The 16,769-nt window shown below is 58.9% G+C and carries 18 protein-coding genes; 2 read left to right on the forward strand and 16 right to left on the reverse strand.

What is annotated here, in order from left to right; genetic code table 11:
* Positions 1–45: 45 nt before the first annotated feature.
* A complete protein-coding gene (locus tag ACA043_RS09690) occupies positions 46–594 on the reverse strand; it encodes an adenine phosphoribosyltransferase (protein WP_187681066.1) in 549 nt (182 codons plus the stop codon).
* Positions 595–672: 78 nt separating this feature from the next.
* On the reverse strand, positions 673–1,407 hold the full coding sequence (fnr, locus tag ACA043_RS09695; RefSeq protein WP_187681067.1) for a fumarate/nitrate reduction transcriptional regulator Fnr: 735 nt from the start codon (positions 1,405–1,407) through the stop codon (positions 673–675).
* 155 nt (positions 1,408–1,562) lie between these two features.
* On the opposite strand from fnr, the gene ACA043_RS09700 reads away from it, so the two are divergent.
* Positions 1,563–2,045, forward strand: coding sequence for a hypothetical protein (locus ACA043_RS09700; protein WP_497659063.1), 483 nt, complete (start codon positions 1,563–1,565; stop codon positions 2,043–2,045).
* Here ACA043_RS09700 and hemN read toward each other — a convergent pair.
* The 6 genes from hemN to ccoG form a co-directional block, all read right to left on the reverse strand.
* On the reverse strand, positions 2,042–3,424 hold the full coding sequence (gene hemN, locus ACA043_RS09705) for an oxygen-independent coproporphyrinogen III oxidase (protein ID WP_497659064.1): 1,383 nt from the start codon (positions 3,422–3,424) through the stop codon (positions 2,042–2,044). The two genes, ACA043_RS09700 and hemN, sit on opposite strands and share 4 nt — an antisense overlap.
* A gap of 256 nt (positions 3,425–3,680) precedes the next feature.
* Positions 3,681–4,364, reverse strand: coding sequence for a sulfite exporter TauE/SafE family protein (locus ACA043_RS09710; protein ID WP_187681069.1), 684 nt, complete (start codon positions 4,362–4,364; stop codon positions 3,681–3,683).
* Positions 4,357–4,569 (reverse strand): cbb3-type cytochrome oxidase assembly protein CcoS, encoded by a 213-nt coding sequence (gene ccoS / locus ACA043_RS09715; protein ID WP_187681070.1) that lies wholly within the window; start codon positions 4,567–4,569, stop codon positions 4,357–4,359. The genes ACA043_RS09710 and ccoS overlap by 8 nt, the downstream gene beginning before the upstream one ends.
* Before the next feature lie 22 nt (positions 4,570–4,591).
* Positions 4,592–7,042, reverse strand: a complete 2,451-nt coding sequence (locus ACA043_RS09720) for a heavy metal translocating P-type ATPase (RefSeq protein ID WP_497659065.1) — start codon at positions 7,040–7,042, stop codon at positions 4,592–4,594.
* Between the two features lie 213 nt (positions 7,043–7,255).
* Positions 7,256–7,795 carry a FixH family protein gene (locus ACA043_RS09725; RefSeq protein ID WP_401269614.1) on the reverse strand — a complete coding sequence of 180 codons (540 nt, stop codon included), beginning with the start codon at positions 7,793–7,795 and terminating at the stop codon, positions 7,256–7,258.
* 11 nt (positions 7,796–7,806) lie between these two features.
* The gene (gene ccoG / locus ACA043_RS09730; RefSeq protein WP_187681073.1) at positions 7,807–9,222 is read right to left on the reverse strand and encodes a cytochrome c oxidase accessory protein CcoG; all 1,416 of its coding nucleotides are present in this window, start codon (positions 9,220–9,222) and stop codon (positions 7,807–7,809) included.
* A gap of 447 nt (positions 9,223–9,669) precedes the next feature.
* Between ccoG and ACA043_RS09735 the strand changes: the two genes are divergently transcribed.
* A complete protein-coding gene (locus ACA043_RS09735) occupies positions 9,670–10,674 on the forward strand; it encodes a metallophosphoesterase family protein (RefSeq protein ID WP_489878676.1) in 1,005 nt (334 codons plus the stop codon).
* A 44-nt stretch (positions 10,675–10,718) separates the two neighbouring features.
* Here the strand turns inward: ACA043_RS09735 and ACA043_RS09740 are convergent, their stop codons facing one another.
* The 8 genes from ACA043_RS09740 to ACA043_RS09775 form a co-directional block, all read right to left on the reverse strand.
* Entirely contained in the window at positions 10,719–11,138 is a 420-nt protein-coding gene (locus ACA043_RS09740; RefSeq protein WP_497659066.1) for a type II toxin-antitoxin system VapC family toxin, read from the reverse strand.
* Positions 11,138–11,392, reverse strand: a complete 255-nt coding sequence (locus ACA043_RS09745) for a type II toxin-antitoxin system Phd/YefM family antitoxin (RefSeq protein ID WP_187681087.1) — start codon at positions 11,390–11,392, stop codon at positions 11,138–11,140. Before ACA043_RS09745 ends, ACA043_RS09740 begins: the two co-directional genes overlap by 1 nt.
* Before the next feature lie 522 nt (positions 11,393–11,914).
* Positions 11,915–12,898: a cytochrome-c oxidase, cbb3-type subunit III gene (gene ccoP / locus ACA043_RS09750; RefSeq protein WP_187681076.1), complete on the reverse strand. Its 984-nt coding sequence runs from the start codon at positions 12,896–12,898 to the stop codon at positions 11,915–11,917.
* Positions 12,895–13,080, reverse strand: a complete 186-nt coding sequence (locus ACA043_RS09755; protein WP_003175465.1) for a CcoQ/FixQ family Cbb3-type cytochrome c oxidase assembly chaperone — start codon at positions 13,078–13,080, stop codon at positions 12,895–12,897. The genes ccoP (ACA043_RS09750) and ACA043_RS09755 overlap by 4 nt, the downstream gene beginning before the upstream one ends.
* A 5-nt stretch (positions 13,081–13,085) precedes the next feature.
* A complete protein-coding gene (gene ccoO / locus ACA043_RS09760; RefSeq protein WP_095047713.1) occupies positions 13,086–13,694 on the reverse strand; it encodes a cytochrome-c oxidase, cbb3-type subunit II in 609 nt (202 codons plus the stop codon).
* Positions 13,694–15,136: a cytochrome-c oxidase, cbb3-type subunit I gene (gene ccoN / locus ACA043_RS09765; RefSeq protein ID WP_497659067.1), complete on the reverse strand. Its 1,443-nt coding sequence runs from the start codon at positions 15,134–15,136 to the stop codon at positions 13,694–13,696. The genes ccoO and ccoN overlap by 1 nt, the downstream gene beginning before the upstream one ends.
* Before the next feature lie 482 nt (positions 15,137–15,618).
* On the reverse strand, positions 15,619–16,572 hold the full coding sequence (gene ccoP / locus ACA043_RS09770; protein ID WP_497659068.1) for a cytochrome-c oxidase, cbb3-type subunit III: 954 nt from the start codon (positions 16,570–16,572) through the stop codon (positions 15,619–15,621).
* Positions 16,569–16,766, reverse strand: coding sequence for a cbb3-type cytochrome oxidase subunit 3 (locus ACA043_RS09775; RefSeq protein ID WP_187681079.1), 198 nt, complete (start codon positions 16,764–16,766; stop codon positions 16,569–16,571). The genes ccoP (ACA043_RS09770) and ACA043_RS09775 overlap by 4 nt, the downstream gene beginning before the upstream one ends.
* Positions 16,767–16,769: the final 3 nt, after the last annotated feature.

Genomic DNA, 16,769 nt, shown 5'->3' on the forward strand with positions numbered 1-16,769 from the left:
ATGTGGGAGCGAGCCTGCTCGCGAAGGCTGACTTACAGACGCTACTTACTTATCAGTCAACGCAAACTGCGTCAGGCAGAACGTAGGAATCCCCATATCCCCCAGACGCTGTGAACCACCCAGCTCCGGCAGATCAATGATCGCCGCCGCCTCGTGCACCCGCGCACCCATGCGGCGGATCAGGTTGGCCGCGGCAATCAGCGTCCCGCCGGTGGCGATCAAATCGTCAAACATCACCACCGAATCACCTTCACACAGGCTGTCGGCGTGGACTTCCAGAAAGGCTTCGCCGTACTCGGTGGCGTAACCCTCGGCCAACACGTCCGCCGGCAATTTGCCTTGTTTGCGAAACAGCACCAGCGGCTTGTTCAGTTGATAAGCCAGCACCGAACCGATCAGGAAACCGCGGGCGTCCATCGCGCCGATGTGGGTGAAGTCGGCTTCCACATAGCGGTGGGCGAAGCTGTCCATCACCAGGCGCAGGGCCGTTGGCGACTGGAACAGCGGGGTGATGTCGCGAAAGATCACGCCCGGTTTCGGGAAGTCGATCACAGGGCGGATCAGGGATTTGATGTCGAAGGAGTCGAAGACCATCGTCGAGGTGTCCTGGCAGGGCTGCAAACGGCGCAGTATACCCGCGGCTGAATCGATTCGCTCGGCCGCGGGTCGAGATCAACCGTCGAGCGAGCCGCCGGCCAGGGCGCAGAGCTGGATCGGGTCGAGGATGTGAATCTCTTTGCCCTCGGCAGCGATCAGCTCGTTTTGCTGGAAACGCGTGAACACCCGCGACACGGTTTCCACCGCCAGACCGAGGTAGTTGCCGATTTCATTGCGCGACATGCTCAGGCGGAACTGGTTGGCCGAAAATCCGCGAGCACGGAAGCGCGCCGACAGGTTGACCAGGAAGGTGGCGATACGCTCGTCGGCAGTTTTTTTCGACAGCAGCAACATCATTTGCTGATCGTCGCGAATTTCCCGGCTCATCACGCGCATCAACTGGCGGCGCAGTTGCGGCAGTTGCAGGGCCAGTTCATCGAGGCGTTCGAAAGGAATTTCGCAGACCGAAGTGGTTTCCAGTGCCTGGGCGGAAACCGGGTGTTTCTCGGTGTCCATGCCGGACAGGCCGACCAGTTCACTCGGCAGGTGGAAACCAGTGAGTTGCTCTTCGCCAGCATCACTCAGGCTGAACGTCTTCAGGGCGCCGGAGCGTACTGCATAAACGGAATCGAACGTGTCGCCCTGGCGGAACAGGAACTCACCCTTTTTCAACGGGCGGCCCCGTTTAACGATTTCGTCCAGCGCATCCATGTCTTCCAGATTCAGAGAAAGTGGCAGGCAGAGAGGGGCCAGGCTGCAATCCTTGCAATGGGCCTGGCTGTGAGCGCGCAGTTTAACTGGCTCGGACATTTCTTTAATCCTTGTGGGAAAACACACATAAGCCGTAAGGGTAACCCACGGGAGGACATTCAGGCCAGTCTGTGGCGAGATTGCCATAACGGCGTAAAGCCGCAGGGCAAGTGGCCGATAAGGTGGTATCAGAACGCATGCAAGGAATCGAATCGATGACGGCCATTGGTACGCTGGGCCTTGGTAACAGCGGTGTTGAAGCGCTGTCGGAAGCGTTTAAAAACACGTCCGACAAGCACCACGACGCTGAATCGACAACAGGGACAACCCCGACCTTGGTCGAGGGCGTCAAAGTGTCGCTGTCCGGTGCCTCGATCGAGAAGTCGGCCAGTGCCGGCGGTGACAATCGCGACATCGAAGAAAGCGGCTTGCCCGAGAATATCCAGCAATTGCTGAAGATGATCCGCAATTTGCAGCAGCAGATCGCCGAAAAGAACGCGCGCATCAAAGCCGTCATGGCCGACAAGACGCTCTCCACGGAAGTGAAGATCGCCAAACTCGCCGCCCTCAGAGGTGCCATTGCCGCGCTGAACAACGGTCTGATTACCGCCAATCTGTCCCTGTCCAAAGTCATGAACCAGTCCGACCTGACGCCGGAACAAACCATGAAAACCGCCTCGTTGCTGATGAAAAACTAAATCACCCGCGAGAAACGCTGGCGGTTCTGCTGTTCGAGGTACGCATCGAACACCATGCACACCGAACGCACCAACAGTCGTCCTGCCGGCAGTACTTCGATCCGCTGACTGTCCAGCGTAATCAGACCATCCTCTGCCATGCCTTGCAGTTGTGGCCACAGAGCACCGAAATAGCCCTGGAAGTCGATGTTGAATTGCTGCTCGATCTTGATGAATTCCAGGCTGAAGTTGCAGATCAACTGCTGAATCACTGCCCGACGCAAGCGGTCATCGGCGTTACACACCAGCCCACGGCTGGTCGCCAATTGCGCGGAAGCGAGGGTGCTCTGGTATTCGTTGAGATCGCTGCTGTTCTGGCAGTAAAGGTCGCCTATCTGGCTGATCGCCGACACGCCCAGACCAATCAGATCGCAATGACCATGGGTGGTGTAGCCCTGGAAGTTGCGCTGCAGGGTTTCTTCTTCCTGAGCTATCGCCAGTTCATCGTCGGGCAGCGCGAAGTGATCCATGCCGATGTAGCGGTAACCGGCGGCGGTCAGTTGCTCAATGGTGCGCTGGAGCATTTCCAGTTTCTGCGCCGGGCTCGGCAGTTCGTTGGCGTTGATCCGCCGCTGCGGCATGAAGCGTTCCGGCAGGTGCGCGTAGTTGAACACCGAGAGCCGGTCCGGTTGCAGGCTGATGACTTCCTCGACGGTGCGCGCGAAGTTGTCCGGGGTCTGCTTGGGCAGGCCGTAGATCAGATCGATGTTGATCGAGCGAAATTGCAGGGTGCGCGCGGCGTCGATCACGGCGCGGGTTTCTTCCAGGCTTTGCAGGCGATTGACCGCCCGTTGCACCGCCGGATCAAGATCTTGCAGGCCGATGCTGACCCGGTTGAAACCCAGTTCGCGTAGCAGGCCCATGGTTGACCAGTCGGCTTCACGCGGATCGATTTCGATGCCGTAATCGCCGGAGTCGTCATCGAGCAGATTGAAGTGCTTGCGCAGGTGCGCCATCAATTGGCGCAGCTCATCGTGACTGAGAAAGGTCGGAGTGCCGCCGCCGAAGTGCAGTTGTTCGACTTTCTGCGCCGGGTCGAGATGGCAGGCGATCAGCTGGATTTCCTGTTCGAGCCGTTGCAGATAGGGCTGGGCGCGACCGCGATCCTTGGTGATGACCTTGTTGCAGGCGCAGTAGTAACAAATGTTCGCGCAGAACGGCACATGCACATAAAGCGACAACGGGCGCAGGGCCTTGCGGCTGTCGCGCAGGGCATGGAACAGGTCGAATGTGTCGACCTGACTGTTGAATTGCACGGCCGTCGGATACGAGGTGTAACGCGGCCCCGCCAGGTCGTAGCGGCGGATCAGATCAGTGTCCCAACGAATGGCGTCGAGCATGCGGGCATTCCCCGGATAGGCTGGCAGTGTGGCGAGTCTAGGGGAGGGCGTGCGGTGGCATCTTGATTTGCATCAACGGTGGTTGAAGGCTTGGCCCGGTTTTTGTGGTGAGGGGATTTATCCCCGATGGCCCGCGAAGCGGGCGTCACATTCCAACAGTCATAACGTGCCGACAGGTTTACGACTGCTTCGCAGCCGGTCGGGGATAAATCCCCTCACCACAGTAGATATCACTGGATCAAAGCCTTGCTTAAGGTCAGTGGCCCATCAACCAATGCTGATGGGGGCCGGGTAAGGTCCAGATACCGAACAGAATCACTAAAACCCCGCCGGCCATGCGCACGCTGCGTTTGCGCAGCAGCGCAGTCACCCGTTCCGCCGCCAGCCCGGTGGCGAGCAAAACCGGCCAAGTCCCCAGCCCGAACGCGAGCATCAACAACGCACTGTCCAGCGCATTGCCCTGGCTCGCCGACCACAGCAATGTGCTGTAAACCAGCCCGCACGGCAGCCAGCCCCACAAGGCGCCGAGCAGCAAGGCGCGGGGCAGGCTCGACACTGGCAGCAGGCGGTTGGCTACCGGCTGGATGTAACGCCACAAACCGCGCCCAAGGCTTTCGATGCGGGTCAGTCCGCTCCACCAACCGGCCAGATACAAGCCCATGGCAATCAGCAACAGCCCGGCCAGCACGCGCATAAACAGCGCAGCGGGGCTGTTGGCCACCGCCCAACCGGCGAGGCCGATCAGCAATCCGGCTGTCGCATAACTGAGGATTCGCCCAAGGTTATAAGCCAGCAGCAAGCGAAAGCGCCGACTGCGCTGCTCCTTGGGAATCGCCAGCGTCAGCGCGCCCATCAAACCGCCGCACATCCCCAAGCAATGGCCGCCACCCAGCAGGCCGAGGATCAGTGCCGAAACCAGCAGTGGTGCCAGTTCAAGCATGGGGTGGTGCCTTGTCGTCCGGTTTGCTGGCGTTGGCTTCGTCCACGGCGGCGGTGTGGTTCGGGTCCTGATCGTCGAACAGGATGCTGTGGGCCGGGCTGTCGAGGTCGTCGTACTGACCGCTGTCCACCGCCCAGAAGAAGATGTACACGGCGATGGCCACGATCAGCAGCGCGGCCGGAATCATCACGTAGAGAGCTGGCATCTGTACTCCAGGCCCGCGCGGCTCAGGTCGGCAACGGGCGAGTTTCTGATCGGGTGTTTAAAACCGGCGCGCTCGGCAGGCGAGTCAGGCGCAGGGCGTTGAGCACCACGGTCAACGAACTGATCGACATGCCGACCGCCGCCCACACCGGAGTGATCCAGCCGAGGGCGGCGAACGGCAACATGAGGCCATTGTACAGCGCGGCCCACAGCAGGTTCTCGATGATTACCCGGCGGGTGCGTCGCGCCAGTGTGAACGCTTGCACCAAGGCGTCGAGACGGTTGGACAGCAGCACGGCATCGGCGCTGGTTTTCGCCAGATCGGTGGCCGAGCCCATGGCTACGCTGATATCGGCGGCGGCCAAAACCGGCACATCGTTGACCCCGTCGCCGAGCATCAGCACTTTGCGACCTTCCTTGTGCAACTGTTGCAGCACTTGCAGCTTGTCGTCCGGGCGCAGGCCGCCACGGGCCTCGTCGATACCCAGCTCGGCAGCGACGCTGGCGACCATCGGTGAACTGTCGCCGGACAGCAGCAAGGTGCGCCAGCCGCGCGTCTTGCAAGCGGCAAGCAGGGCGGGCGCATCGTCGCGTAGACGATCGTCGAGGACAAACCAGGCCAGTGGTCCCGAGCTATCACCGAGCAGCAGCCACTGGCCTGGCTCATCCGGCATCGTTGGCATCAGGGCGCCGCTAAGGGCGCAGACAAATTCCGCCTGGCCGATGCGCAAACGCTGTTCGCCGACCAATCCTTCGAGACCAAGCCCAGGCGTGCTCTGGACTTCTTCAGCCGCCAAAGGTGCACGGCCGAAGGCGCGGGCAATCGGATGTTCCGAACGGTTCTCCAGCGCGGCGGCAAGGCTCAGGCATTGATCGCTGTTCAGAGAGCCCAGCGGACGGATCGAACGCAGCACCAGTCGGCCTTCGGTCAGCGTCCCGGTCTTGTCGAAGATCACCGTGTCGATCTGATTCAAACCTTCCAGCACATGACCGCGGGTCAGCAGCAGACCGAGTTTGTGCAGGGTGCCAGTAGCAGCGGTAAGCGCAGTCGGCGTCGCCAGCGACAGTGCGCAAGGGCAAGTCGCAACCAGCATGGCGAGGACGATCCAGAAGGCGCGCGATGAATCCAGCTGCCACCACAACAGGCCGATGGCGGCGGCGGCGATCAGTGACAACAGCAAGAACCATTGCGCGGCGCGGTCGGCGATTTCTGCCAGTCGTGGTTTCTCGGCCTGAGCGCGATCGAGCAAACGGACGATGGCCGACAGGCGCGTGTCGTGACCCAAGGCCTGCACTTGCACGGTCAGCGCACCTTCGACGTTGAGCGTGCCGGCTGTCACGGCATCGCCCGGCATACGCGGCTGCGGCAGGTATTCGCCAGTGAGCAGCGACTCATCGATGCTCGATTGGCCGTCGAGAATCTTGCCGTCCGCCGGCAGAATCGAACCCGGTTGCACCAGAATCTGATCGCCAAGGCGCAATTCGCTGAGCAGGATGCGCTCGCTCTGGCCGGCATCATCAAGACGCAGGCACGAGGCGGGCAACAGATTGACAAGCTGTGCAGTGGCTGCGGCCGTGCGTTCCCGGGCACGGCGCTCCAGATAGCGCCCGGCGAGCAGGAACAGGGCGAACATGCCCACTGCATCGAAATACAGTTCGCCGACGCCAGTGATCGACGTCCAGATCCCGGCGATGTAGGCGCTGCCAATCGCCAGCGACACCGAGACGTCCATGGTCAGGTGGCGGGTGCGCAGGTCACGCATGGCGCCTTTGAAAAACGGTGCGCAGCTGTAGAACACGATTGGCGTGGTCAGAAACAGCGCAACCCAGCGCAGAATCGTGTGCAGTTCGGGACTGAGATCGATGTTGAATTCCGGCCAGGTCGCCATGGTCGCCATCATCGCCTGGAACCACAGCAGGCCCGCGACGCCAAGCTGACGCAGGGCGAGGCGGTTTTCACTGGCCAGTTGTTCGCTGGCGCGGTCGGCCTGATACGGGTGGGCGGCGTAACCGATGTGCCGCAGTTCGGCGAGGATCTGGCTCAGCGGCAATTGCCCGTCGGCCCAACGCACATGCAAGCGATGGTTGGAAAGGTTCAAACGGGCTTCGGCGACTGCCGGCAGCGTGCGCAGGTGTTTCTCGATCAGCCAGCCGCAGGCAGCGCAACTGATGCCTTCCATCAACAGGGTGGTTTCGGCGAGATCGCCTTCATGACGCACGAAGGGTTTCTGCACATCGGCGCGGTCGTACAGCGCCAGTTCGTCGACCAGTTGCACCGGCAGCGCGTCGGGATTGGCCGAGGCTTCGCTGCGGTGCCGGTAATAGCTTTCCAGACCACCGGCCACGATGGCTTCGGCCACAGCCTGGCAGCCGGGGCAGCAGAACTCGCGGGACTCCCCGAGTACGACGGCGGTGAAGCGGCTGCCGGACGGCACGGGCAGGGCGCAGTGGTAGCAGGGGAGTGGGGTGGTCATGGCATTTTTGAGGGGGCAAGCCCTTGTATTTGAGTTGTCCGCTTGCCCTCACCCCAGCCCTCTCCCGGAGGGAGAGGGAGCCGATTGATGTTGGCCGCAGAAGCAGCTTCATTCGCTGACATCGTCACTGTCGTACACACAACATGCAAACGCTCGAGATCAGTCCCCTCTCCTGGGGGAGAGGGTTAGGGTGAGGGGGATTCTGAAGGTGACTTATTTTTTCAGGTCTTCGGCGCCTTGCAGCGGTTCATCACCGAGCAGGAGCTCCTTGTCATGATTGACCAGTTCTTCTTCGAACATCCGCCACACGTGATCATCCTGCGACCCCAGCAACTCGACAAACCGGCGGCCGTCGATCTTGTCGCTCAACTGGCCAATGTAACGGCCCTGTTCTGTTTCGCTGCGGGTCAGGACGATCTTGCGATCCTTCTCCGGCTGGGTCGGTGAGATCAGGTTCAGCTCCAGCGTTTTTGGCTGACTGTCGCCGCTCAAGCGCAGGTCGACTTCGCCGGTCACGTCATCCAGATGCACGGCAGCGTGCATCTTCAGCGTCTGCGCCAGCAGTTCGCGATCCAGCGAACGGTTGATGCCTTTGCCGGCCTCGTAGTAGTTGTCGTTGACCAGGTTGTCCGGGTTATTCACCGCAATGGTCACCATGGACAGAGTCAGCGTCACCGAACAGGCCAGAATCGCGATGATGATCCAGGGCCAAAGGTGCTTGTACCAAGGGCTTGCGGCGTTTGCTGCGGGCATGTTCAGTTCTCTCAACGGATTTGTGGGCCGATGAATCGGCTCTTGGCTTCAACGTGGACGCTGTCGTCATCGGCATCCTTGAGGATGAATTTCACCTCGTTGGTGCTCGATGGCAATTGTTCCGGTGCGCTCGACAACTCGACCGGCATACTGAAAATCTCCCCCGCCTGAACCTTGATCTCGCGTTTGCCTTGCAGGCGCAAGTCCGGCAGGCCGGCGGCTTCCAGCACGTAGGTGTGATCGCGCTGATCCTTGTTCATGATTTTCAGGCTGTAGACGTTTTCGATCCGGCCTTCGGCGTTTTCGCGGTACAGCACGCGATCCTTGCTGACGTCGAAACCGACCAGCGAACGCATGACGAACGCCGTCACCAACAGGCTGATCATCGCCAGCAACACCACCGCATAGCCGATCAGGCGTGGCCGCAGTTTATGGGTTTTCTGGCCGGACAGGTTGTGTTCGGTGGTGTAGCTGATCAGGCCGCGCGGGTAATCCATCTTGTCCATGATGCTGTCGCAGGCGTCGATGCATGCCGCGCAGCCGATGCACTCGATCTGCAGGCCGTCGCGGATGTCGATGCCGGTCGGGCAGACCTGGACGCACATGGTGCAGTCGATGCAATCGCCCAGGCCCTGAGCCTTGTAGTCGATGCCTTTCTTGCGCGGGCCACGGCTTTCGCCACGACGCGGGTCGTAGGAAACGATCAGCGTGTCCTTGTCGAACATCACGCTCTGGAAGCGCGCGTACGGGCACATGTAAATGCACACTTGCTCACGCAACCAGCCGGCGTTGCCGTACGTGGCGAGGGTGAAGAAACCGACCCAGAAATACGACCAGCCATCGGCTTGCCCGGTGAAGAATTCGAAGACCAGTTCGCGGATAGGCGAGAAATAGCCGACGAAGGTCATGCCGGTGACGAAGCCGATCAACAGCCACAGCGAGTGCTTGGCGAGTTTGCGCAGTAACTTGTTGCCGCTCATCGGCGCCTTGTCGAGCTTGATCCGCTGGTTGCGGTCGCCCTCGGTGACCTTCTCGCACCACATGAAAATCCACGTCCACACACTTTGCGGGCAGGTATAGCCGCACCAGACGCGGCCGGCATAAACGGTGATGAAGAACAGGCCGAATGCCGCAATGATCAGCAGGCCCGAGAGCAGAATGAAATCTTGTGGCCAGAAGGTGGCGCCAAAGATGAAGAACTTGCGTTCCGGCAAGTTCCACCACACGGCTTGATGGCCGCCCCAGTTCAGCCAGACCGTACCGAAATACAGCAGAAACAGCGCGGCGCCGCCCATCATCCGCAGATTGCGGAACAGTCCGGTGAAAGCCCGGGTGTAGATTTTTTCTCGAGAGGCGTAAAGATCGACGCTGTTGTTCGCGTTTTTGCTCGGTGGCGTGACGTCGTGTACCGGAATCTGGTTACTCATCATTGCATCCCACGGCAGTGGAAAAATGCCTCGGTCGATACGTGCCGACCGCGGTCAGAAAGGGCGTTGCAGTGGCCCAATGATACGCCTGTCACCCCGACGAACGGGTGCGACCTTTGGTCGCGTTGGGGAAAATCAATTGATGGTGTAGTGATCTGGGTCAATTGACTTCTGCGCCTCAACGGTTTTGCGCATGCAGATGGGAGAGTCTAGGTGATTCATGACCTTCTTGCTGGCGCGTCGAGTTCAGCATTCGCTGTAATGGATGCTTGAAAAAGTTTCAGGTCAGTTAAATGGAAGTTGGTTGGCTATTTGTTTGTACTGCTGAAATATATTAATTTAATTACCTCGGGTTTGGCCTTTGATGTTTTCTGTTTTTTCCAATATGTTGTTTTCAGCAATATTGATTTGCTTTTAACTTTCTAACTTTATATGGAAATGACTACGATGGCTTCTCATGGAGTTCTACGATTTTTGCTCGGCATTTTTTTGTTATCTTCGGCTACTTGGGTTCAGGCGTTAGAGGGAACTCCTCGACATATGGTGTTTGCCTCTGATACCCAATATCCCTGGACAGACAAAACGGATAGCCAGCAACCGGAGTCCGATGCGGACTTCAAAGTCCGCTCGAAATGGCTGGTTGAAACGCAACTTGCCAGTATTGCTGCTTTTCGCAACAGCCAGGGTGGGCAGGCACAGGTGCCACTCATGATCAATGGCGATATCACAGCGTTTGGTCATGGTTGGCAGCGTTCTTACATGAAGGCTGCATTGGATCAGCACTTCAAGGGCGAGTATCTGTACGGTCTGGGTAATCACGATTATGAAAACAATGTCGACGATTGTTTTAGCAATAGCTGCGCGGCGGGCAGTATCGTTGAGTTTAAAGAACATCATGAAAACAAGGTAGATAACTTTGACTTGAAGATCACCAGTGGTTTCTTGAGCAGTACTTATTCGGGCAGTCTCGCTTACTCAACGAATATCGGTGAAGTTCATCTGGTTCAACTCAATAATGAGCCGACGTATACGGCCCGAATTGCGCATGCACTAAACCCCACTACTTTCAATATCAACAGCGCCTTGGATTGGCTGGAAAAAGATCTCAGTACCGCCAAGACTCAAGGTTACGCCATCATCATCAACATGCATAAGCCGTTCGATATGCAGGGTAACGAGGCGCAACTGAGACGCTTCCGTGAAATGCTCGATAAATATCAGGTCACTGCTGTATTTGCCGGTCATTTGCATCAGGATGGCGGTAGTTCTTACTGGCTGGGCAATGTGCCGATGTACCTGAGTGGGGCCACCTCGCAACAAACCTACCTGATCACCAGTTTCACCGAGGATCGCAAGCAACTGCAGATCTATCTGGTGGAGAACAATAAATGGCAGAACCGGAAGTTGATCGATACGATCCCGGTGAAATCAATCTGGGCCAGGCGTCCATGAAAAAGGCCCCGCCAATTCTCGTTGGCGGGGGCTTTTCAGTTGTTTCAAGCGTTGGCAGCGAGCCAGGGGTTTATCAAATGAACACCGCTCATTTCAAAGTCTGCGACATTACGGGTGACGACCGTCAATCCGTGTACAAGCGCGGTGGCGGCGATCAGCGCGTCGCATTCATTGGAGCGATCAGGGACATGCAGTTGTGCGCATCGTGTGGCAACTGCGCTATCAACCGACAGGATTCTTCCCGAGAACGCAGGTTTGACGTGACGCTCCAGCCAGTTACGCAGCAGGCCACCTTGGGGAGGGTCTCGGCGCTCGATGCGCAGAATGCCGGTTTCCAGTTCGAGCACAGTCATTGCCGACAAATACAGGTTTGCCGCAGGGATGCTGTTAGCCCAGGCCACCACTTGTTTATCGGCTTGGGGTTTTCGCAATTCAGAAATCACATTGGTATCGATTAGAAACATCAGGACAGATCCACACTACGAGGAATAATGATGGCGCGCTCTGGTTCGAATTCGATTTCCGAAGCGCCAGGCATGACCAGCAGATCAACGATGCTGGTCTGATTGCCCGTCAGTTTTTGGTACTCCTCAATGCTTAGCAGCACATGTGCAGGCTTGCCACGATCAGTAATGATGACCGGGCCTTGGTGCGCGGCTTTTTTGGCACCACTTGTGTCTTGATTGAATTCGCGGCTGGAAATGGTCGTGATGGCCATCATGTTCGGCCTCCAGAAGTTCTGATGTAGAAACGTTACTACCATGAGAGTGTCCCTGCAATCGGAAAACTGGGTGGGGGACGATCGGCTTGTCACCGTCACTTCGACTGAGCGAAAGCACGCCCGCAAGCTGGCGGGCGTGCTGGGTGTTTCGGTTGGCGTTTGATGTACTGCACTGATCAGAGCAATCGGCCGCCTCCGAGGCCGTCCAGGCCACCGCCGTTGCCTGGACTGGCCAGGGCTCGGAGAGCTGAATCTGCGGATTTGGCGGGTTCTGGTGCAGGACGGAGAAAGTCGTCGAGATGGTGCGGTAATGGCTTGGCTGGCAGTGTGATTTTGTCATTCTTAAACATGCGACTTCATCCTTGAAGTTAACCCGATGTCGATCATCGGGATCGGCAAAACGCTACAGGGCCTCGGTATCCGGGTCTATTGGGTAAATGTCTCAAGTGATGACTATGCAATAAAAAAGGCCCCGCCAATTCTCATTGGCGGGGCCTTTTCATGCGTGAAGCGTGGGCCTTACTGCGCCTCGGCTTCCGCTGGTTTCTCACCATGGGACAGGCTGTAAACATACGCCGCCAGCAGGTGCACCTTGTCGTTGCCTTGCAGCTGTTCCTGCGCAGGCATCTGGCCCTGACGGCCGTAACGGATGGTCTGCTGCAGTTGCGCGAAGCTCGAACCGTAGATGAACGCGCCCGGGTGAGTCAGGTCAGGCGCGCCCATGGCTGGAGTGCCTTTACCCGCCGGGCCGTGGCAGGCCACGCAGTTGGCGGCGAACAGTTTGCCGCCGTTGGCTGGATCAGCCTTGGTGCCTTCCGGCAGTTTGCGGCCATCAAGGTTAGTGATCACGTAAGCGGCGACGTCGGCAACGCCTTGTTCACCAATCACTTCGGCCCAGGCCGGCATCACGGCGTGACGACCGCCCATGATGGTGGTCTTGATGGTTTCCGGCTCGCCGCCCCAGCGCCAGTCGGCGTCGGTCAGGTTAGGGAAACCATAGGCACCCTTGGCGTCGGAGCCGTGGCAGACCGAGCAGTTGGAGGCGAACAGACGGCCGCCCATCTTCAGCGCTTGTGGGTCCTTGGCGACTTCCTCGATCGGCATGGCAGCGAATTTGGCGAAAATCGGACCGAACTTGGCGTCCGAACGAGCCATTTCCTTTTCCCACTCGTGAACGCCGGTCCAGCCAGTCTGGCCGTTGGCGAACGCGGTCTGCTTGTCGGTATCAAGGTAGTTGTAGCCCGGCAGCAGGCCTTTCCAGTTACCCAGGCCCGGGTACAGCACCAGATAACCCAGTGCAAACACGATGGTGCCCACGAACAGCATGAACCACCATTTCGGCAGTGGGTTGTCGTACTCCTCGATCCCGTCGAAGGAGTGGCCGACCGTCTCGTCCGTCTGTTCGCTGCGCTGGCCCTTGCGGGTCGACAGCAGCAGCCAGGTCAGGGCGAAGATCGTACCGAGACTGAGGACTGTGACGTACAGACTCCAGAATGTAGTCATTCTTTGTTACTCCTAGAAGCTTGCTCGACGTGCTTGATGGCTTCGGGATCATCCGCAAAAGGCAGCAAGGTCGCGTCTTCAAACTCCGACTTGCGCTTGGGGCTGAACACCCACAGCGCCAGACCGATGAAGGCCACCATCACGACAACGGTGCCCAGGCCACGAATCATCCCGATATCCATCTAATTCACCGTTTGCTTTTGATGATGGTGCCCAGGCCTTGCAGATAGGCCACCAGCGCGTCCATTTCGGTTTTGCCCTTCACGGCATCTTTGGCACCGGCGATGTCTTCGTCGGTGTAAGGGACGCCGAGCGTGCGCAACACTTCCATTTTCTTGGCCGTGTCTTTGCCGTCGAGCTTGTTTTCCACGAGGAACGGGTAAGCCGGCATTTTCGACTCTGGGACGACGTTGCGCGGGTTGTACAAGTGCGCACGTTGCCAGTCATCGGAGTAACGACCGCCCACACGGGCCAGGTCCGGACCGGTACGTTTGGAACCCCACAGGAATGGGTGATCCCAGACGCTTTCACCGGCGACGGAGTAGTGGCCATAGCGTTCGGTTTCAGCGCGGAACGGTCGGATCATCTGCGAGTGGCAGCCGACACAGCCGTTGGCGATGTAAACGTCGCGGCCTTCCAGTTCCAGCGCCGAACGCGGCTTCATGCCTTCGACCGGCTTGTTGGTGACGTCCTGGAAAAACAGCGGAACGATTTGGGTCAGGCCGCCAACGCTGACAGCGATGACCATGAAGAAGGCCAGCAGGCCAATATTCTTCTCGACAGCTTCATGCTTCATCAGTGAGCTCCAACGACAGCGATCTGGGCAGCGGCTTCGGCTTCAGCCGGGTTCGAGGCGCGCACGGTGCGCCAGACGTTGTACGCCATCAGGAACATGCCGCTGGCGAAGAACGCACCGCCCAGTGCACGGACGATATAGCCCGGGTGGCTGGCTTGCAGCGCTTCAACGAACGAGTAGGTGAGGGTGCCGTCGTCGTTGATTGCACGCCACATCAGGCCTTGGGTGATGCCGTTGACCCACATCGAAGCGATGTACAGCACGGTGCCGATGGTCGCGAGCCAGAAGTGCGCGTTGATCAGGCCGGTGCTGTGCATCTGCGCGCGACCGAACAGGCGCGGGATCATGTGGTAGATCGCGCCGATCGAGATCATCGCCACCCAGCCCAGAGCGCCGGCGTGTACGTGGCCGATGGTCCAGTCGGTGTAGTGCGAGAGCGAGTTGACGGTCTTGATCGCCATCATCGGACCTTCGAAGGTCGACATGCCGTAGAACGCCAGGGAAACCACGAGGAAACGCAGGATCGGGTCGGTGCGCAATTTATGCCACGCGCCCGACAGGGTCATCATGCCGTTGATCATGCCGCCCCAGCTTGGCGCCAGCAGAATGATCGACATCGCCATGCCCAGCGATTGAGCCCAATCCGGCAGCGCGGTGTAGTGCAGGTGGTGCGGGCCAGCCCAGATGTACAGGGTGATCAGTGCCCAGAAGTGCACGATCGACAGGCGATAGGAGTAGATCGGACGTTCGGCCTGTTTCGGCACGAAGTAGTACATCATCCCGAGGAAACCGGTGGTCAGGAAAAAGCCTACGGCGTTGTGGCCGTACCACCACTGAATCATCGCGTCGGTGGCACCCGAGTAAGCCGAGTAGGACTTGAACAGGCTGACCGGCAGCGACATGTGGTTGACGATGTGCAGCATCGCGGTCACGACGATGAAGGCGCCGTAGAACCAGTTGCCGACGTAGATGTGCTTGGTGTTGCGCTTGGTGATGGTGCCGAAGAACACCAGACCGTAGGTGACCCAGACAATGGCCAGCAGAATGGCGAGCGGCCATTCCAGTTCCGCGTATTCCTTGGTGGTGGTGTAACCCAGCGGCAAGGTAATGACCGCGCCGACAATCACCGCTTGCCAGCCCCAGAAGGTGAAGGCGGCGAGGCTGTCGGAAATCAGTCGCGTCTGGCAGGTTCGCTGCACGACATAGTAGGAAGTGGCAAACAGTGCACAGCCACCGAAGGCAAAAATCACCAGGTTTGTGTGCAACGGGCGCAGGCGTCCAAAGCTCGTCCACGGCAGACCGAAGTTCAATTCCGGCCAGACCAGTTGCGAGGCGATGAAGACACCGAGCCCCATGCCAAGGATCCCCCAGACCACCGTCATGATGGCGAACTGGCGGACTACCTTATAGTTATAAGCAGTCGGACTGATTGCTGTGCTCATTCTAAGGTTCCACGGTTTGGGTGTTTTATTAGGATTAGAATCGGCCGCAAGTATGCAGAGAGCAGGGGGTCATTGCAACGCGCCATGACCTGGGTCAATGCTTTCCAGCGCTGATTCTGCGGCCTTTCCATGCGCCGCGTAAGGTCAAAATTGGCCTCGGACAAAATGTCGCAGCGGACGAAAAAAGCGAGGGGTTCAGATCGCGCGTAACGGGGTGTGTTCAAACGGCCTGTTCGGGTGACGGACGGCAAATGGCACGACAGCCGGTATCTGCCGGCCTTTGCGGCCACGTCAGTCAGCCGGTTCGAAGAACACAGCGGTTAGCGTTGACCTGGAACCGGCACGAGCCAGTCCGCATCGACCAAGCGTAGACCCGAATCCGGGGAACCGAAAGGAGAGGGTGTAAAGGGGTGCGACAATGCGTCGCAAAGGGGTGGGGATCTGCCGCACCGAGAATGATGCGGCAGAGGTGTGTGCAATGATTACTTTTTATTGTCTTCAGTAATCAGGTTATCTGTATTCAATCCATGGCTAAGGCTGTACACATAAGCTGCCAGCAATTGCACTTTATCGTTGCCCAGCAGTTCGTTCTGCGCCGGCATGTGCCCCTGACGACCATGGCGAATGGTCTGCTCAAGCTGAGTCAGGCTGGTGCCGTAGATGAATCCGGCCGGGTGCGTCAGGTTCGGTGCGCCCATGGCTTCAGTGCCGTGGCCGGTTGCCCCGTGGCAGGCGACGCACGTGGTGCTGAACGCCTGCTGCCCGGCTTGCAGATCAGCCTTGTTGTCGGCTGGCAATGGCAAACCGGCCAGTTCGTGACGCACGTAAGCGGCGACGTTCTTTACCCCAGCCTCGCCGAGCACTTCGCCCCAGGCGGGCATGGCCGCCATCCGGCCACCCATGATGGTGGTCTTGATGGTGTCGGCATCGCCGCCCCAGCGCCAGTCGCTGTCGGCCAGGTTAGGGAAACCGAATGCACCCTTGGCGTCCGAGCCGTGGCACACCGAGCAGTTTGAGGCGAACAAGCGGCCACCCATTTTCAGCGCCTGTGGGTCCTTCGCTACTTCTTCCACTGGCATGGCGGCAAATTTGGCGAAGATCGGGCCGAATTTGGCGTCAGCCTTGTTCATCTCCTTTTCCCACTCATGCACGCCGGTCCAGCCATCCTCGTAGCCGGGCAGGATGCCTTTCCAGTTACCCAAGCCCGGATACAGAATCAGATAGCCCACGGAAAACACCAGCGTGCCGGCGAACAGCATGAACCACCACTGCGGCAGCGGGTTGTCGTATTCCTCGATGCCGTCGAAGCTGTGGCCCATGGTCTGGTCGACGCTGCCCTTGGTCTCGCCCCGGCGTGTGCCGATCAGCAGCCACGTCAGGCCGATCAGGCTGCCGATGGTCAGTACGCAGATCCACGTACTCCAGAAGGTGGTCATGGCCGGGTACTCCTTGGTTCAGATGCTGGGGGGGTGTCGGGTTGCGGCTCGTCGGCGAACGGCAGCAGGCGTGCTTCGGCAAATTCCGGATTGCGCTTGCGGTTGAACACCCAGAGGGTCAAGCCAACGAAGGCGACGAACACCACGACGGTGCCTAAACCACGAATCAGTCCTGCGCTCATCTCAATGACCATGGC

The sequence above is a fragment of the Pseudomonas sp. LBUM1648 genome (assembly GCF_059716145.1).

Excerpts from the sequence above, each read along its gene's own strand:
- ACA043_RS09690 (WP_187681066.1), bottom strand. The coding sequence starts at position 594 with ATGGTCTTCGACTCCTTCGACATCAAATCCCTGATCCGCCCTGTGATC.
- fnr (WP_187681067.1), bottom strand. The coding sequence starts at position 1,407 with ATGTCCGAGCCAGTTAAACTGCGCGCTCACAGCCAGGCCCATTGCAAG.
- ACA043_RS09700 (WP_497659063.1), top strand. The coding sequence starts at position 1,563 with ATGACGGCCATTGGTACGCTGGGCCTTGGTAACAGCGGTGTTGAAGCG.
- hemN (WP_497659064.1), bottom strand. The coding sequence starts at position 3,424 with ATGCTCGACGCCATTCGTTGGGACACTGATCTGATCCGCCGCTACGAC.
- ACA043_RS09710 (WP_187681069.1), bottom strand. The coding sequence starts at position 4,364 with ATGCTTGAACTGGCACCACTGCTGGTTTCGGCACTGATCCTCGGCCTG.
- ccoS (WP_187681070.1), bottom strand. The coding sequence starts at position 4,569 with ATGCCAGCTCTCTACGTGATGATTCCGGCCGCGCTGCTGATCGTGGCC.
- ACA043_RS09720 (WP_497659065.1), bottom strand. The coding sequence starts at position 7,042 with ATGACCACCCCACTCCCCTGCTACCACTGCGCCCTGCCCGTGCCGTCC.
- ACA043_RS09725 (WP_401269614.1), bottom strand. The coding sequence starts at position 7,795 with ATGCCCGCAGCAAACGCCGCAAGCCCTTGGTACAAGCACCTTTGGCCC.
- ccoG (WP_187681073.1), bottom strand. The coding sequence starts at position 9,222 with ATGAGTAACCAGATTCCGGTACACGACGTCACGCCACCGAGCAAAAAC.
- ACA043_RS09735 (WP_489878676.1), top strand. The coding sequence starts at position 9,670 with ATGGCTTCTCATGGAGTTCTACGATTTTTGCTCGGCATTTTTTTGTTA.
- ACA043_RS09740 (WP_497659066.1), bottom strand. The coding sequence starts at position 11,138 with ATGTTTCTAATCGATACCAATGTGATTTCTGAATTGCGAAAACCCCAA.
- ACA043_RS09745 (WP_187681087.1), bottom strand. The coding sequence starts at position 11,392 with ATGGCCATCACGACCATTTCCAGCCGCGAATTCAATCAAGACACAAGT.
- ccoP (WP_187681076.1), bottom strand. The coding sequence starts at position 12,898 with ATGACTACATTCTGGAGTCTGTACGTCACAGTCCTCAGTCTCGGTACG.
- ACA043_RS09755 (WP_003175465.1), bottom strand. The coding sequence starts at position 13,080 with ATGGATATCGGGATGATTCGTGGCCTGGGCACCGTTGTCGTGATGGTG.
- ccoO (WP_095047713.1), bottom strand. The coding sequence starts at position 13,694 with ATGAAGCATGAAGCTGTCGAGAAGAATATTGGCCTGCTGGCCTTCTTC.
- ccoN (WP_497659067.1), bottom strand. The coding sequence starts at position 15,136 with ATGAGCACAGCAATCAGTCCGACTGCTTATAACTATAAGGTAGTCCGC.
- ccoP (WP_497659068.1), bottom strand. The coding sequence starts at position 16,572 with ATGACCACCTTCTGGAGTACGTGGATCTGCGTACTGACCATCGGCAGC.
- ACA043_RS09775 (WP_187681079.1), bottom strand. The coding sequence starts at position 16,766 with ATGGTCATTGAGATGAGCGCAGGACTGATTCGTGGTTTAGGCACCGTC.